The organism is Desulfovibrio sp., from assembly GCF_018379785.1.
In the GTDB taxonomy this organism is placed as follows: Bacteria; Desulfobacterota; Desulfovibrionia; order Desulfovibrionales; family Desulfovibrionaceae; genus Desulfovibrio.
This window is the reverse complement of record NZ_JAGZUV010000001.1, coordinates 61061-77241: the sequence shown is the minus strand read 5'-3', so window position 1 is coordinate 77241 and position 16181 is coordinate 61061. Positions and strand designations below refer to the sequence as shown.

The following is a 16181-nucleotide window of genomic DNA, read 5'->3' as shown; positions in this document are numbered from 1 at the left end:
AGCGTCAGCGCGCGCAAGCCGGGTTCCACGGGAGGGCGAAAAAAACGCCGCAGCGCCCGCCCGCTTGGCAAAGCCGCGCCGCTTTGCTAGCGTAAATGCCGCTTCGCCATATCGCGGAACCGTGAAACTATCTGGAGAATACTTATGAATTATGATCTCTGCCTGCATATAGACAGCAACGACCCCGCCATGCTGCGCCTGGTGCTGAAAAACGCGGCCAACTACATCAAGGGCCTGCCCGGCGAAAAATTTCAACTGGCCGTGGTTGCCAACGGCCCCGCCGTAATCCTGTTCACGGACGAGCACGCGGATCTGCGCGAACTGGCCGCGCCGCTTCTGGCCCAGGGCGTGCGCGTCATGCTCTGCGCCAATGCCCTGGCGGACAACAAGATCGACCATGCCCGCCTCTGGCCGGGCTGCTCGGTGGTGCCCGCCGGTCTGGTGGAAGTGGTGCGCCTGCAACGCGAAGGTTTTGCGTACATCAAACCGTAGAGGCTGTTTCTGAGGAACCGCCTTCGGGTATGTCGGGCACGACGGCGGACCTCCGTTTCCAGCCCTGGGAACGGAGGTTCCGCATGCCGGGCAAGGAGAGCCGGAATATGGAAAGCTTCGGAGAGCTGCTCCGCGTCGTGCGGCGAACAGTGCCGCTTGTGCATTTCATCACAAATTACGTCACGGTCAATGACTGCGCCAATATCGCCCTGGCGGCGGGCGCTTCGCCGATCATGGCCGACGACGCCCGCGAGGCCGGGCAGATCACGGGCCTCTGCTCGGCCTTGGTACTGAATATGGGCACGCTCAACGAACGCACGGTGCAGGCCATGCTCCACGCCGGTCAGACGGCCAACCTTCTGGGCAGACCCGTGGTTTTTGATCCTGTGGGCGCGGGCGCGTCCGACTTCCGCAACGACACGGCCCTGCGCCTGCTGCGCGAGATCCGCTGCGCCGCCATCAAGGGCAACAATTCGGAAATCAGCTTCCTGGCCGGGGGCATGGCCGACGCCAGGGGCGTGGACGCCAGCCTGGAAAGCCTGGTCACGGAGGACAATCTGGCGGAAAACGCCCGGCGCGCCCAGAAAATGGCCGCGCTGACCGGCGCGGTGATCATGGTCAGCGGGCCCATCGATATTGTGGCGGACAGCCGGGAGGCCTGGGCCGTGCGCAACGGCCATGCCATGATGGCGCGCATCACGGGCACGGGCTGCATGTCCGCTGCCGTGACCGGCGCGTATCTGGGCGCGAATCCGCAAGCGCCCCTGCGGGCCTGTGTCTGCGCCATGGCCGCCATGGGCGTCTGCGGCGAACTGGCCTATGAAAAACTGCGGGCCGTGGACGGCGGCAGCGGTTCTTACCGGATCTTCCTGCTGGACGCCATGAGCAAACTGGATGCGGAAACCCTGACCGCGCGGGCACGAGTGGAACGCCTTTAGGGCATAGTTGGCATTGAAAATGGAAGACAGGCTTACCGCCCGGCATACACGGAAGGAGTCACGCAGCAGCAGGAATATTTTACCTCCAGATGCGTGCAGAACGACCCGCGTACCAGCAACAGGAGCAACTTGGCGTAATCTCCGGAGAATACGCCGATACAGCCGTTGGTGCCGGGCGCTTCCCCATCGGGATGGATGCCGAACCTGCCCTTTTCAGGCGTACCGCGCTCGGTGTAAAACAGCGGCCTCAGAGGTACGAACCAACCTTCATTTTTTTCAGGAAGATACATTCCCGGATCATTATAATAACCCTTTTCATCTTTTATCTCCACAAATTCTCTGCGTAGAATAAGATACAGACCTTCCGGCAGGCATTCAGAGAGCCCGTCTGGACCGTAGGTTACTTTAGGGGAATTACCGGGTCTTCCACCGCTACGGGCGCCCCAGATGCCCCCTTCCGGACAGGTCAGGGCGTAACCATTGAATCTCCACATAACGATTCCCCCTTCAGATAGTCCTGAAGATAGTGCCGCTCGACAGCCTCAAGCCGGCCGTTGCCATAACGCAGCAAGGCTGCGGCCACCGCCGCGTCGTGTGGGTCGCCGCGATTCATAAAAGAAAAGGCAAGGCTGTGAAACGGAGGTTTGTACAGCCGCTTTTCCGTGCGCAGAACAGCTTCCACCGTTGCCTGGTCCGTTGGAAAGTTTTTCATAAAAGATGTATAATCCAAAACTCGTTGCATCAGTATGGCGTGAGCCGCATCCCGCAGTGGTTTCGGTTGTTTGCAGGTCTGCAGCATCTCGCGTCGGGCGGCATCGGGATCAAACAGCCTCCGGTGCATCAGTAGCGCCGTGATTCTGGAATCCGGGTCATTGCTCAGCAGGAGTTCCGTCAGCTTCGCTCCGCAGGCCCACTTGCGCTCTTCTTCATACAGATATGACAGGGCAAAATCGCTGGTACCCTCAAGTAAAAAAGTGTCTCTATGTGTCCCAAGATAGGGTTTCACATAGACATCCTGTTCCTCGGCAGTCAGATTTTCCACCACGCCTTTATTGCTGATGATCCGCGCCAGATGCGGCAGCGCCCTGTCGCGCGTGCGCGGCTCATGCACCAGGAGCAATAAAAAATCCGCAATGCCCTCACCCAGCGTGGCGGAAAGCCGCCATTCCGCATCTTGCAACGTCAAAAACAGTCCGGGGTCCACGGGAAAAGCAGCCAGAAAGGCGTCCACATCCTCCGGGGCGCGGGTCATCGCCGCCAAGGCGTAGAGCGTGACAATCCGCTCCAAAGGATCATCCGTGGACAGATTCTGCCGCAGAATCCGCACGTGCTCCGGCCGCTCGGGCAGTCCCACGGAAAGAAAACAGGCTTCCAGGCGCGTGATCCGGTCGGCATCCTGAAACAGTTCGCTGAAGGCCCGCGCCAGGGGCTCGCCGGGGCGGGCCGGTTGCGCCGCCCACGCGCCGGAGCAGCCGGAACAAAGGCACACAAGCAGCCCGAGAAACGGAAGAAGCACCCGCAGGCGCACACCAGAGCATTCGCGACCCGGCATGACATCTCCTCAAACACCGCGCACGGTGAGGCATCAGAGACTATTTTATTTATTTATAAATAGTATTAACTGAAAATATATTTTCAGCAAGGGCTCTTCCGTCAAAAGGGCGTGGAAACAAAAAGCGCCCCGCCGGACTTGCCGACAGGGCGCTGATTCATGCTCCAACGCGCCGCCCGTTTCCCCTTACCTGAGGCCCAACGGCTCAGGACTTGCTCTTGGCGGCCTTGCCCGCTATCTGGTAGCGTTTCAGGGACGAAAGCTCGACCTTGCGCAGGCGAAGGGACTGGGGCGTCACTTCCACCAGTTCGTCCTCGCGCACGAAGTGCAGGGCATGTTCCAGAGTCATTTTCTTCACCGGGGTGAGGATGACGTTTTCATCCTTGCCCGCGGCGCGCAGGTTGGTGAGCTTCTTTTCCTTGGTGGCGTTGACGTCGATGTCATTGTCGCGGTTGTGCTCGCCCACGATCATGCCCTCGTAGACCGGGTCGCCGGGCTCCACAAAGAGCGTGCCGCGCGGCTCCAGATTGAACAGGGCGTAGGCCACGGCCGAACCGGGCCGGTCCGCCACGATGGAACCGGAAAAACGCGTGGGGAAGTCGCCGCGCCACTCCTCGTACCCTTCCAGATAGGAATTCATGATGCCCGTGCCCTTGGTGTCCGTGAGAAATTCGTCGCGATAGCCGATGAGCCCGCGCGAGGGCACGGAGAATTCCAGGCGCACGCGGCCCGTGCCGTTGTTGGTGCAGTTGAGCATGCGGCCCTTGCGCTGGGCCAGCTTGTCCGTGACCACGCCCATGAAGATTTCATCGCAGTCCACATAGAGATGCTCAATGGGCTCCAGGGTCTTGCCGTTGGCGTCCTTTTTCAGGATCACCTCGGGCCGCCCCACGGAAAGCTCGAAGCCCTCGCGGCGCATGGTCTCAATGAGGATGGCCATCTGGAATTCGCCCCGGCCCTTGACCAGAAAGGCGTCGCGGTCCGAGGTCTCTTCCACCCGGATGGCCACGTTGCGCAGGCTTTCCTTGATCAGGCGGTCCTGGATGGCCCGGCTCTGCACAAGTTTGCCCTCGCGCCCGGCCAGGGGCGAGGTGTTGATGCCGAAGCGCATGGCCACGGTGGGCTCGTCCACGCGGATGCGCGGCAGGGCGCGCGGGCTCTCGCGGGTGCAGATGGTGTCGCCGATGGTCACGTCCTCGATGCCCGCCAGCACCACGATGTCGCCGGGCCGGGCCTCCTCCACCTCGGAGAGCTGAAGGCCGTCGTAGACCTGAAGGCGGGTGGCGCGCAGGGGCCGGGCCTGGCCGTCCTCGCCGATGCAGGCCAGGGATTCCTTGGCAAAGACCTTGCCGTGCATGATCCGGCCCACGGCCAGCCGCCCCAGATAGTCCGAGTAATCCAGGTCCGCCACCAGCATCTGGAAGGGCTGCTCCGGATCGTGGGCCGGGCCGGGAATTTTGGTCAAAATGGCTTCGAACAGCGGGGAAAGATCTTCCTGCGGGTCGTCGATATTGTTCATGGCCACGCCCGAACGCCCGATGGCGTAAAGCACGGGAAATTCCAGCTGTTCCTCGCTGGCTCCCAGGTCGATGAACAGATCGTAGATTTCATTGAGCACTTCCTGCGGCCGGGCGTCCTTGCGGTCGATCTTGTTGATGACCACCACCACGGGCAGACCGGCTTCCAGGGTTTTGCGCAGCACGAAGCGGGTCTGCGGCAAGGGGCCTTCGGATGAGTCCACCAGCAGAATGGCCCCGCTGGCCATGGACAGGGAACGCTCCACCTCTCCGCCGAAATCCGCGTGGCCCGGCGTGTCGATGATGTTGATCTTCACGCCCTTCCAGCGCACGGCGCAGTTCTTGGCGGCAATGGTGATGCCGCGTTCGCGCTCCAAATCCATTTTGTCCATGACGCGGTCATCCACGCGCTGGTCGGCGCGGAATACGCCGCTCTGCTTGAAAAGGGCGTCCACCAGGGTGGTCTTGCCGTGGTCAACGTGGGCGATAATGGCAACATTGCGGAGAGAATCATTCTGCTGCATGGGAAAAGCCTTGGATTAGAAAAGGATACGGCGGCGACGAACCGGAAGGCCGCCGTAAAAAACAGTGCAAACGCTCTGGAGAGAGGCCGCCGACGGCGGCGCCAACACTGCGGAGCGGGGCTTGTCATCAGCCTGAAGGAGAGGCTTTGTACGCATTTTTCAAAGTTTTGTCACCAAGGCCCTGAGCAGGCGGTCCAGTTTGGCCCCGGCGCGCCCGGCCACGGCGATGATTTCCTCCAGGGGCGCGGGCGCCATGCAGTCCGGCAAATTCTTGTTGGACAGGCAGGAAAAGCCCAGTACGCGCATGCCCAGATGCCGCGCCGCAACCACTTCCAGCACGGTGCTCATGCCCACGGCGTCGGCCCCCCACTGGCGGTACATGCGGGTTTCCGCCGGAGTTTCCATTTCCGGACCGTGCACGCCGATGTAGACGCCCCGCTCCAGGCGGATGCCCAGCTGCTCCGCCGTTTCTTGGGCCAGAGCCCGCAACTCCGGGTCAAAAACCGCGCTCATGTCCGGAAAGCGCTCGCCCCAGGCCGCGCAATTGGGCCCCATGATCGGCGAAACGCCGGTATGGTTGATCTGGTCGGCCATGCACATCAGATCCCCGGCCTCAAAGAGCGGGTTGAGCGCCCCGGAGGCATTGGTGATGACCAGGGTTTTCACGCCCAGCCCGGCCATGACCCGCACGCCCATGCAGACCTCGGCCGGGCTTCTGCCTTCATACAGATGGCAGCGGCCCTGCTGGGCCAATACCGGCCGACCGCCCAGGCGGCCCAGGACAAAGGCACCCTGGTGCGAATCCACGCCGGGCAGCGGAAAACCGGGCAGTTGCGCGAAGGGCACCACGCAGGGACCGGCCCCGCCCGCGTCATCGGCCAAGGCGGCTGCCAGGTCCGAAAGGCCGGTACCCAGGATCAGCCCCAGAGGGGCATCCGTCCCGATGGCGGAATCGGGCAGGGCGGCGCGCAACGCCTCGACGGCAAGCTGGACTTCTTGTGGATTTTGCATAAGATTATCTCTCGACTTCTGGTAGATTTTCGGGTGCAAGATATCGCCCGGCCACTATAGCCCGCGCGCATCCGGCCCACAAGGGGAGGCGCGCGGCGCGGACGTGTCATAATAGGGAAGAGCACTGTTCCCTGGGGAGAGAGGCTTGAACAAAGCTCAGGACAGCAGCAAAAAAAAGGCCGCCGCCGGCAGCGCCGCCAAGGGCGCTCCCACGGAGATTCCGTTGACCGGGCATAAGATTCTGGTGGCCAACCGGGGCGAGATCGCCATACGCATCATGCGGGCCTGCCGCAAGCTGGGCGTGGCCTTCACGGCCGTTTACACCGCCGAGGACGCAGCCTCCGGCCATGTCCGCCTGGCCCGCGAGGAAGGCGGGGGGAAAAGCCTGTTCCGCGTGTCCTCCTATCACGACGCCAACGAACTGATGGCCGTTGCCGACGAGGCCGGCTGCACCGCCGTGCATCCGGGCTACGGCTTTTTCGCCGAGGATTTCCGTTTCGCCCGCCGGGTCACCAAACGCGACCGCAAACTGATCTTCATCGGCCCCTCCTGGAAAATCATCCGTGAGCTGGGCGACAAAATCAATACCAAACGCCTGGCCCGCAGCCTGGGCGTGCCCACGGTGCCCGGTTCGGACCGCCCCATTTACGACGAGATGGAGGCCGAGCGCATCGCCAAGTCGGTCTTTGAATTCCAGGAACAGCAGGGCATCCAGCGCCCGCTGGTGCTGGTCAAGGCCTCGGCGGGCGGCGGCGGCATGGGCATCGAGGAAGTCTACGACCCGGACCAGTTCCGTTCGGTCTACCGGCGCATCCGCAATTACGCCCTGCGCCAGTTCAAGGACGAAGGCGTGCTCATTGAGCAGCGCATCACGGATTTCAACCACCTGGAAGTGCAGATCGTTTCGGACCGCTCGGGCACGAACCCCGTGCACTTCGGCACGCGCAACTGCTCCATCCAGTCCACGGGCCTGCAAAAACGCATCGAGGTCGCGCCCGGCTTCGCGCCGGACGAACTGGAATACACGTTCAACGCGGGCCGCGTGCTTACGGATATCGTGGACTATTCCCTGACCATGGCCCGCAAGGTGGGCTATGACAATGTGGGCACCTGGGAATGGATCGTCACCCGCAAGGGCGACCCCTTCCTTATGGAGGTCAACACCCGCATCCAGGTGGAAAACGGCGTCTCGGCCCGCATTTCGCGCGTTCGCGGCAAAGAGGGCGTGGATCTCATCGCCGAGCAGATCCGCATCGGCCTGGGCCAGCCCCTGGGCTACACCCAGGCGGAAATCGCCTCCGAGGGCGTGGGCATTGAGTACCGCCTCATCGCCGAGGATCCGGACAACAATTTCACGCCCTGGGTGGGCCGCATCGAGCGCTTCCAGTGGAAGGACCAGCCCTGGCTGGCCATGCTGACCCATGTGCCCCGCAACGAGCCCTACGAAATCCCCACGGAATTCGACCCCAACCTGGCCCTGGCGATCATCTGGGGCAAGGATCTGGATGAGGCCAAGGCCCGCGGCCTGGAATTTCTGGACTCCCTGCGCCTGGAAGGCCAGAACGGCGCGGGCGAGCCCCTCAAATCCAATGTGGGCTTTTTGAAGGCCAATACCGGACGCATTCTGCGTTTTTAACCACGGCCAAGGCGTCGGCATGCACAGTTCCTCCCCACCGCCCCGTTGCGCGGCCTGTCCTTTCAAACGCGAAGAGCGGCTCTGCTGCGTGCCGGGCGGCAAGCATCCGCCGGACTGCCCTTCGGCGGCGCACACGGACTTGGTGGAAAAGAGCCGCCGGACCTACGCGCAGCCGGACATCCGGCATTTCGCCCGCCAGGCCGCCCGGGTGGAGCGGCACAGCTACGCCAAACTGCCCGACGGCGGGCGCATGCCCTGCCGCCCCCGGATTTTGGAAATCGTGGCCTTTGCCAGGGCCATGGGCTACCATCGCCTGGGCCTGCTCTTTTGTATCGGCCTGCGGCGCGAGGCCGCGGGCGCGGCGGAAATCTTCGAGGCCCAGGGCCTGGAAACAATTTCCGCCGTCTGCAAGGCGGGCGGCCTGTCCAAGAGCGAACTGGGCCTCACGGGCGAGGATCTGCTCAACCCGGAGCAGCCGGAAAGCATGTGCAATCCCGTGCTCCAGGCCGAGCTGATGAACAGGGCCCAGGTGGACTTCAACGTGCTGCTGGGCCTCTGCGTGGGCCACGACACCCTGGCCCTGCGCCATCTGGAGGCCCCGGCCACGGTGCTGGCCGTCAAGGACCGCATGCTGGGGCATAATCCGCTGGCCGCTGTCCAGTGCAGCGGCAGTTATTTCAACTACCTCAAGACACCGATGTGAGCGGCGCACCTAACTTATGGACAACAACATCGAAAAACGCATCCAGAGCCTGCGCGACCGACTGACCTACATGCAGGACATTTTCGCGGGCAAGCACAAGGACAACGCGGACCTGCTGGAAGAGCGACTGACGGCTTTCGCCGAACGCGCCCGCTCCGGCTCGCTCAACGATCCCTATGCGGAACTGGCCACGGTCGAGGATCTGTTCTCCTATGTGGAGCGCCGCCTGGAAAGCAGCGTCACGCCCATGGACCGGGTGCGCATCGTGCGTCATCCGCAGCGCGTCTGCCTGCGCGACATTCTGGAAAACGTCTACGACAACTTCACCGAAGTAGGCGGCCAGGACGAGCACAGCCTGGACCCCAGCATGCTCATCGCCCGCGCGGTGATCACCCGCCGCCGGGGCAAGAAGGTTTACACCCAGTCGGTCATGGTCATCGGGCAGGAGAAGGGCCACGGCGCGGAATTCCGCAACGGCGGCTCGGTCAAGCCCTGGGGCAACGCCAAGGCCCTCCAGTACATGCGTGTGGCCGAGACCGAGGGCATTCCCATCCACGCCTATATTTTCACGCCCGGCTCCTTTCCCATTGAGGATTACCCCGGAGCGGCCCAGCAGATCGCCCGCAACATTTACGGCATGGCGGGCCTGCGCGTGCCCGTGGTGGCCGTCATTTCCGAGGGCGGCTCCGGCGGGGCCGAGGCCATCGGCCTGGCGGACAAGCGCCTGATGCTCTCGCACGGCTATTATTCGGTCATTTCGCCGGAAGGCGCCGCGGCCATCGAAGGACGGCTCAAGGCCGGACAGCGCGCCACGCCCGAGTTGATCGAACACTGCGCCGAAAATCTGCACATCACGGCCCAGGACAATCTGCGCTTCGGCTACATCGACCGCGTGGTGCAGGAACCGCCCTTGGGCGCGCGGCCCTGGCATTTCGACTTTTTCCGCCATCTGCGCCAGGAGGTCATCCGGGCCACGGACGAAGTGGTCATCTCCACCCGCAAGATGCCCGGCTTCCGGGGGCTGGCCCTCTCGCGCCACCGCAATCCGGAAGTCAATCTGGACGAGCTGCACATCCGCTGGGGCCTGTCGGCCGCGGCCAAGGACCGCCTGCGTGAACGCCGCCAGCAGAAATTCCTGCGCCTCTCACGCCAGGCCGCCCGCGACCGCCGTCCCTTCCTGACCAAGACCGCCGCCGCTTTCTGGGACTGGGTCTCCAAGCCCTGGGTCAGCTTCAAGTATGATTTCTACCGCAAGCACCAGCGCCAGATCCGGGGCTTCATGGAAGAGGTGGACAACGAGTGGGAAATGTTCAAGGGCCGCCTGCTCTCCCCCTGGCGCAAGCTCACCCGCAATCTGCCCAGCCGCGCGGACAACAAGGCCAGGGAACTCACGGCCCTTTCGGCCTGGACGGACGATTCACGGCGGCACAAGTGGAATTACCTCTCGCCACGCTACAAGGTCGACCGCACCCTGACCTGTCCCAACAGCGCTTCCTACGGCTGTCTGGATCTCTGGGGCCCGGACCTTTTCGCGGAATTCGCGGGCGTGTGCAGCCACTGCGGCTACCATTTCCCCATGGAACCCGAATGGTACGTGAAAAACGTCTTTGATGCCGGCTCGGTCTTTGAGTTCAACAGCGAAATCGAGGCGGGCAATCCCCTGGACTTTCCCGGCTTTGCCGAGCGCATCAGCGACGCCCAGAAAAAGACCGGAGCCAAGAGCGGCTGCATGACCTTTGAAGCCCGCATCGACAATATCAAGATGGTGGTTGCCATGCTCATGGGCACCTTCCGGGGCGGCTCGGTGGGCGCGGCCGAAGGCTACAAATTCGTGGAGGCCGCGCAGCGCGCCGCCAAGAAGCGCTACCCCTTCCTGGCCTACGTGCACGGCACGGCGGGCATCCGTATTCAGGAGGGCACCCACGGCGTTATCCAGATGCCGCGCTGCACCGTGGCCGTGCGCCGCTACATCGAATCCGGCGGCCTGTACATGGTGCTGTACGACACCAATTCCTTCGCCGGGCCGGTGGCCAGCTTCCTGGGCTGCTCGCCCTACCAGTTCGCGGTACGCTCCTCCAACATCGGCTTCGCCGGACCGGGCGTGATCAAGGAAACCACGGGCATGGACATTCCGCCCAAATACCACCGCTCCTACCGCGCGCTGTCGCGCGGCCACATTCAGGGCATCTGGGACCGGCGGCAGATCCGCGCGAACCTCAAGCAGGCTCTGCTTACCATCGGCGGCAGAAATTTGTATTATCGGTAAGGAAGTACTGAGTAATGGTCTTTTTGCCCTTTGCCTGCGTCAGGCTCACCCCGTGCGAAACTCATGTATGTTTTGATACACTTCGTTCCGCCCGGCGTTCGCCTTTCTTGGCAAAGGACAAACATCCTCACATTACTCAGCACTTCCTCAACAACACAACCGTTCAGGCTCTGTTTCCTTATACCGCCGCGCTGAGCGCAGCGAAGAAGGCGGGTGCCGGTTTGGACGGGTTTTGCAAAAAATAAGATATTTTTTCGCGGTCAAGGAAAGCTCGTTTTTTTGAGCGTAAACGTACTCAGGTACGTGCGCATCAAAAAAACGAGTATGACGCCGACCGCGGGAAAAAAGCTGTTTTTCGTAAAAGACGAACAAAAAATACGCAGAACGCGCCATAGACATAAGCCATAACGGACAGAAAATGATCGACATTTCCGCCTTGCTGGATGAAATCAAGGCCTCGCCCTACCGCGAGATCGTCATTGCCGCGCCCCACACCGGGCGGGTGACCTTTGCCGGACTCAAAACCGGCGACAAGGTTCTGGGCCCCCAGGGTCAATGGAAGGAAAAACCCGGCACCCTGCTCGCCACCCTGGAGCGCGAACGCAATCCCAAGCCCATCTGCACGCCGGAAAAAGGCGAAATCAGCGTGCTGCACAGCGAGCTGGAGGGCTGCTTCGTGGAGGCCGGAACGCCGCTGGCCGTGCTGCGCCACATGCACACCCGCGAGGAGGTGCAGCGGGCCATTCTGCAAAAGGCCCTGCATCTGTTCCGCGCGCCGGAGCGGGCCAAATACTATTTCACGCCCGAAGTGGACAAAAAAATCCGCGCTTCGGACGCGCATTCCGTGGCGGTGCGGGACGGCATGGAGCTCCTGATCATGTCGCGCATGAAACGCGAAGTGCCCCTGCACTACACGGGCCCGGACGGCGTCATTTACGCCGTCTACTTCAAATACAACGAGAACATGGACACGGGCGCGCCGCTCATCGGCGTTTGCCCGCAGGACCAGCTTCCGGCCATTCAGGACGTGATCATGCGCGTTCAGACCGAATGGACGGAAAAGGAATAACGGCGGCGCCCCCGCGTCAGCCGACGCGGCCCATGATACGCCGCCCCAACACTCATACATACGGTACACTACTATGGGAAAAGCATTGCAAATACGGGTCAGCGCCGTGACCTGGAATGAAGATCTCCTGGAACAACTCTGGCCCCAACTGACTGAACTGGCTTTCAGCGTGCCCATCAAACACGAAAAGCGCGGCGTGCTGGAAATGGTGCGCGCCCTGGACGAGGGCCTGACCTTCATGAAATGGTCCAAGGCCCGCCAGGACGCCTTGGGACCGGGCATCCGCGAAGCCGCGCGCCTGAAGCAGGAACTGGAGGCGGCGCTTGCCGACTGGCAGCCGCGCGAAGCCAACGTTCTGAGCGATCAACTGGAAGACGTGCTGGACAATCTGGAACGGGCCTTCGTGGCCTGAGCCGGATGCGTCCGCTAACAGCATATTGCGCTTGAAACTTCCGTGGGCGGGCAAAACCCGCCTGCGGAAATTTCGCGGGCCTTGTTTCACTTCGTCTTAACGAGGCCGAACATTTTGACAATAACAGAGCAATTTCATTGTGAAAATGCTCCACCCGCTTTCATCTGGAGCGACAGCCATGCTGAATAAAGTCATGATCATCGGCCGCCTGGGCCGCGACCCCGAACTGCGCTACACCCAAAGCGGCTCGCCGGTAGCCAGCCTGAACGTGGCCACCGACGAATCCTATACCGACCGCGACGGCAACAAGGTGGAACGCACCGAATGGCACCGCGTTTCGGTATTCCAGCGCCAAGCCGAAAACTGCGCCAACTACCTTGCCAAGGGCAGTCTTGTCTATGTGGAGGGCAGCCTGCAGACCCGCAAATGGCAGGATCAGCAGGGCCAGGACCGTTACACCACGGAAATCAAGGCCCAGCGCGTGCAGTTTCTGGACCGCAAGGGCGACGCCCCGCGCGGCGGCCAGGGCGGCCCCGGCGGCTATGAGGATGACTATGCCGGTGGCGGCGGGTCCGCCCCCCGGCAGGCTCCGCGCGGCCAAAGTGGCCAGGGCGGCGGCTACAGCGGGGGCCAGCGGCCCCAAGGCGGACAGGGGGGGGGGCAGGCGCCGCAGCGCCAGGCTCCACGTCAGCAGCCCCAGGACGAGGATCTGGGCCCGGCCTTTCCCTCGGAAGCCTCCAACATGGATGAAGTGCCCTTTTAGAGCATTTCAACTTTGAAATGCTCCAACGCCGAACACGGTGAGGCGCGCCGCAAAGCGGCGTTGATTCAGCCGAAGACCACGCACTTCCCGTCGCCGGAGCACTTCCCCTCCAAGGCTGAAGCGCGCTGCCCGGACCTGTGGAAGCCCGCGTCCCGATGAACAGAGCGGCATGCCCGTGGTTGTCTTTACGGCCTCCATGGGCATGCCTTTTTTAGGGTCCGGTGACGCTAAAAGCAGTCAGCACTTGAAATGCCCGTTTACGGCGGGCAAAGTCCGCCCGCCCGCATTCCGCGGCCGGGATTTGCAGACAAATCCCGGCAGAGCCGCGGGATATCCGCCGGGACGATCTTCGCCGCACATGTTTATTCCGGGCGCTATTTTTCAAATTTTTTATCCGCAATTGGATTCCCGGAGCGGTGCCGCGTCCCCGCGAGAGAAGCCACAAAAAATTCTGAAAGGTAGTTGACTTTTTGTTAGATTATTCACAAGATGGATGCCGAAACAGCCCCTTGCCGTCCGACGCGCGTTCTTGTCCGGCGCGGTGAGGCGTCCATAACCAAAACATGGAGGATTTCGCGATGTCCAAACTGGTACCCCCGCATGGCGGCAAAGGCCTGGTGTGTTGCCTGCTGGAAGGCAAGGCTTTGGAAGATGAAAAGAAAAAGGCCGCCGGCCTGAAGCAGATCGAGATTTCTTCCCGTGCCAAGGGCGACCTGATCATGATGGGCATTGGCGGTTTTTCGCCCCTGACCGGCTTCATGAACAAAGCCGACTGGAAAAGCGTGTGCGAAAAAATGCTGCTCGCCGACGGTACCTTCTGGCCCGTGCCGGTGACCCTCGACATCTCCGCTGAAGACGCCAAGGACCTTAAAGTCGGCCAGGAAGTGGCCCTCGTCCGCAAGGGCGAAATCATGGCGACCATGAAGGTGGAAGAAATCTACGAGATGACCGAAGCCGACAAAAAGTGGGAATGCGAACTGGTCTTCAAGGGCGAAGGCCCGGACTCCGAAAAGTTCTGGGAAGTGGCCCCCAATGACCATCCCGGCGTCAAAATGGTGCTGGCCCAGAAGGAATATAACATCGCCGGCCCGGTGAAAGTGCTCTCGCAGGGCGAATTCCCCGAAAAGTTCCCCGGCGTGTACATGACCCCCGCCCAGCTGCGCGAAAAAATGGACGAACGCGGCTGGCAGAAAGTTGCCGCCCTGCAGCTGCGCAACCCCATGCACCGTTCGCACGAATATCTGGCCAAGATCGGCGTGGAAATCTGCGACGGCGTGGTCATCCACTCCCTGGTGGGCTCCCTGAAGCCCGGCGACATCCCGGCCGAAGTGCGCGTGAAGTGCATTGACACCCTGGTGGACAAATACTTTGTCAAAGACTTCGTGATCCAGGCCGGTTATCCTCTGGACATGCGCTATGCCGGTCCGCGTGAAGCCCTGCTGCACGCCACTTTCCGCCAGAACTACGGCATCAACAACCTGCTGGTCGGCCGCGACCACGCCGGTGTGGGCGACTTCTACGGCATGTTCGAAGCCCAGGAAATCTTCCGCAAGATGCCCGCGCCCGCCGACGAAGGCAAACGCCTGCTCTGCGAGCCCCTGAACATCGACTGGACCTTCTACTGCAAGAAGTGCGACGGCATGGCTTCCATGCGCACCTGCCCGCACAGCAAGGAAGACCGCGTGATCCTGTCGGGCACCAAACTGCGCAAGATGCTCTCCGAAGGCGCGGAAGTGCCGGATCACTTCGGCCGCGAAGAAGTGCTCGTGATTCTGCGCGAGTACTATTCCGGTCTCACCGAAAAGGTGGAAATCAAGATGCAGCGCGCCGCCGCCGGTTCCACCATGTAGCAGCGGACCTCATCACAGGTATACAAAAGGACGCCCTTCGGGGCGTCCTTTTTTTCATGTTCTGAAACGGCGGTGCGCGGTAAAAAAGCGCTCCGATGCAACACGCCACGCGGGCAGACCGTGCTTGAGGGCCAACCGAGGGGACGGTGAAGGGGGACGACGGCGGATCAACCGCCGGGCAATTCACCGCAAATGCGACCTACTTCTTGCACTTCACAATGATATTGCGCATGGGCGTATCGCCCACGCCCACGGTATTGGTGCTGACGATCTCGTACGGGCCGTCGCACTTGTCCGCCGCCTGATTATAGCAGTCGGCCCAGTCGTTGTCCGCGCCGTTGCAGTTGATGGAATAGCCCTCGCTGCCGTCAGGCAGTTTGGCGTTGCGCGCGCCGCCGCAGGCGCAGAGCAGAAAAGCGCAGGCCCCCAACAGAATGACGTTCTTCCACATGGCACTTTCTCCGGGCAAAAGTTCAGGCGGGCGATCCGGCCGGTCCCCGCTGATCCCGGCAGTGTGCCCCGCATGGCCGCAAAGGACAAGCGCTTTCCGGAGCGCTCAACCCGCCGCTCCGGAGCAAAGCGAACGTTGCCTTGGCTGCAGATAAGGACAGCAGCGGGAGGCTGAGGGCAGCGTTAACTTTAAAAATTGACATTCTCAAAGCTAGTCTGCTTTGAGCAGAGACGGCAGCAGGCCCGCCAGGCTTATGAGCAAGAGCAGGGCCAGCACCACGCGCCGGAAGCGGGCCTCGTCCACGCGCCGGAACCAGCGCGAGCCCAGCCAGATGCCCAGGCCCACGCAGGGCAGCATCACGGCGGTCAGCCAAAGAACCCGGCCGGTCATCAGGCCGTAGCCCCAATACACCAGAGCGGCCAGCACGTCGGTAAACAGGAAAAAAGCAATGAGCGAAGCACGGCTCACCGCCGCGCTGGAAGGGCCGGACAGGAAAAAAAGAATCACCGGCGGCCCGCCGTTGGCCGATGCGCCGTTGATCAGCCCGGTAAGCGCGCCCACCCCGCAGGCGCCCCAGCGGCCCGGCCGCTGCCGCGGCTGGAAGCCGAAAAAGAGCATGCCCGTCAGGACCAGCACGACCGCATTGATGGCCGCCGTCATGGGCGCGGCGGGCACCGAGGCCAGGCAATACGCGCCCAGCGGCGTGCCCAGGGCCACGCCCAGAGCCAGATGGCGCAGGGCTTTCCAGTCCGCTTCCTTGTAGACAAAGGGGAGATGCCCGGCACTGGCCGCGATCTCCCAGAGCACGATCACCGGCGCGATCTGCGCCGGGGGCAGCAGCAGAGTCAGCAGCACAATGCAGATCATGGAAAAGCCGAACCCCGTGGCGCCACGGACCAGCGCGGCGCAGAACACAGCCAGGGCGGCGCAGCTCAATTCCAGGGGCGTAAGGGGCATGGCGGGCCTCCGCGAAAGGAGAAAAGCCGTTTCCCGCGCG

15 protein-coding genes are annotated in these 16181 nt (G+C 62.3%); 9 read left to right on the top strand and 6 right to left on the bottom strand.

Translation table 11 applies throughout. From position 1 onward, the window contains the following. Positions 1–144: 144 nt before the first annotated feature. On the top strand, positions 145–492 hold the full coding sequence (locus tag KH208_RS00310) for a DsrE family protein (protein WP_291432865.1): 348 nt from the start codon (positions 145–147) through the stop codon (positions 490–492). 107 nt (positions 493–599) lie between these two features. Next, on the top strand, positions 600–1430 hold the full coding sequence (thiM, locus tag KH208_RS00305) for a hydroxyethylthiazole kinase (protein ID WP_291432864.1): 831 nt from the start codon (positions 600–602) through the stop codon (positions 1428–1430). A 32-nt stretch (positions 1431–1462) separates the two neighbouring features. Here thiM and KH208_RS00300 read toward each other — a convergent pair whose 3' ends face one another. The 4 genes from KH208_RS00300 to KH208_RS00285 form a co-directional block, all read right to left on the bottom strand. Further along, on the bottom strand, positions 1463–1720 hold the full coding sequence (locus KH208_RS00300; protein ID WP_291432863.1) for a hypothetical protein: 258 nt from the start codon (positions 1718–1720) through the stop codon (positions 1463–1465). A gap of 176 nt (positions 1721–1896) precedes the next feature. After that, complete coding sequence (locus KH208_RS00295) at positions 1897–2982, bottom strand: serine/threonine protein kinase (protein WP_291432862.1); 1086 nt, start codon at positions 2980–2982, stop codon at positions 1897–1899. Between the two features lie 205 nt (positions 2983–3187). Further along, complete coding sequence (gene typA, locus KH208_RS00290; protein WP_291432861.1) at positions 3188–5023, bottom strand: translational GTPase TypA; 1836 nt, start codon at positions 5021–5023, stop codon at positions 3188–3190. Between the two features lie 159 nt (positions 5024–5182). After that, positions 5183–6034, bottom strand: a complete 852-nt coding sequence (locus KH208_RS00285; RefSeq protein ID WP_291432860.1) for a purine-nucleoside phosphorylase — start codon at positions 6032–6034, stop codon at positions 5183–5185. Positions 6035–6251: 217 nt separating this feature from the next. Here KH208_RS00285 and KH208_RS00280 point away from each other — a divergent pair, with 217 nt between their 5' ends. From KH208_RS00280 to sat, 7 genes are all read left to right on the top strand, one after another. Further along, a complete protein-coding gene (locus KH208_RS00280) occupies positions 6252–7670 on the top strand; it encodes a biotin carboxylase N-terminal domain-containing protein (RefSeq protein ID WP_291432891.1) in 1419 nt (472 codons plus the stop codon). A 19-nt stretch (positions 7671–7689) separates the two neighbouring features. Then, complete coding sequence (locus KH208_RS00275) at positions 7690–8373, top strand: DUF1847 domain-containing protein (protein ID WP_291432859.1); 684 nt, start codon at positions 7690–7692, stop codon at positions 8371–8373. Between the two features lie 16 nt (positions 8374–8389). Continuing rightward, positions 8390–10639, top strand: a complete 2250-nt coding sequence (locus tag KH208_RS00270; RefSeq protein WP_291432858.1) for an acetyl-CoA carboxylase carboxyl transferase subunit alpha/beta — start codon at positions 8390–8392, stop codon at positions 10637–10639. 418 nt (positions 10640–11057) lie between these two features. Next, positions 11058–11708, top strand: coding sequence for a biotin attachment protein (locus KH208_RS00265; protein ID WP_291432857.1), 651 nt, complete (start codon positions 11058–11060; stop codon positions 11706–11708). A 73-nt stretch (positions 11709–11781) separates the two neighbouring features. Then, the gene (locus tag KH208_RS00260; RefSeq protein WP_008683484.1) at positions 11782–12120 is read left to right on the top strand and encodes a hypothetical protein; all 339 of its coding nucleotides are present in this window, start codon (positions 11782–11784) and stop codon (positions 12118–12120) included. A 178-nt stretch (positions 12121–12298) separates the two neighbouring features. Next, positions 12299–12883: a single-stranded DNA-binding protein gene (locus KH208_RS00255; protein WP_291432856.1), complete on the top strand. Its 585-nt coding sequence runs from the start codon at positions 12299–12301 to the stop codon at positions 12881–12883. A gap of 578 nt (positions 12884–13461) precedes the next feature. Further along, complete coding sequence (sat, locus tag KH208_RS00250; RefSeq protein ID WP_291432855.1) at positions 13462–14733, top strand: sulfate adenylyltransferase; 1272 nt, start codon at positions 13462–13464, stop codon at positions 14731–14733. Positions 14734–14932: 199 nt separating this feature from the next. Here sat and KH208_RS00245 read toward each other — a convergent pair whose 3' ends face one another. Together KH208_RS00245 and KH208_RS00240 are read right to left on the bottom strand one after the other, a co-directional pair. Further along, entirely contained in the window at positions 14933–15184 is a 252-nt protein-coding gene (locus KH208_RS00245) for a hypothetical protein (protein ID WP_291432854.1), read from the bottom strand. Between the two features lie 210 nt (positions 15185–15394). Continuing rightward, positions 15395–16141 (bottom strand): sulfite exporter TauE/SafE family protein, encoded by a 747-nt coding sequence (locus KH208_RS00240; RefSeq protein ID WP_291432853.1) that lies wholly within the window; start codon positions 16139–16141, stop codon positions 15395–15397. Between the last annotated feature and the right edge of the window lie 40 nt (positions 16142–16181).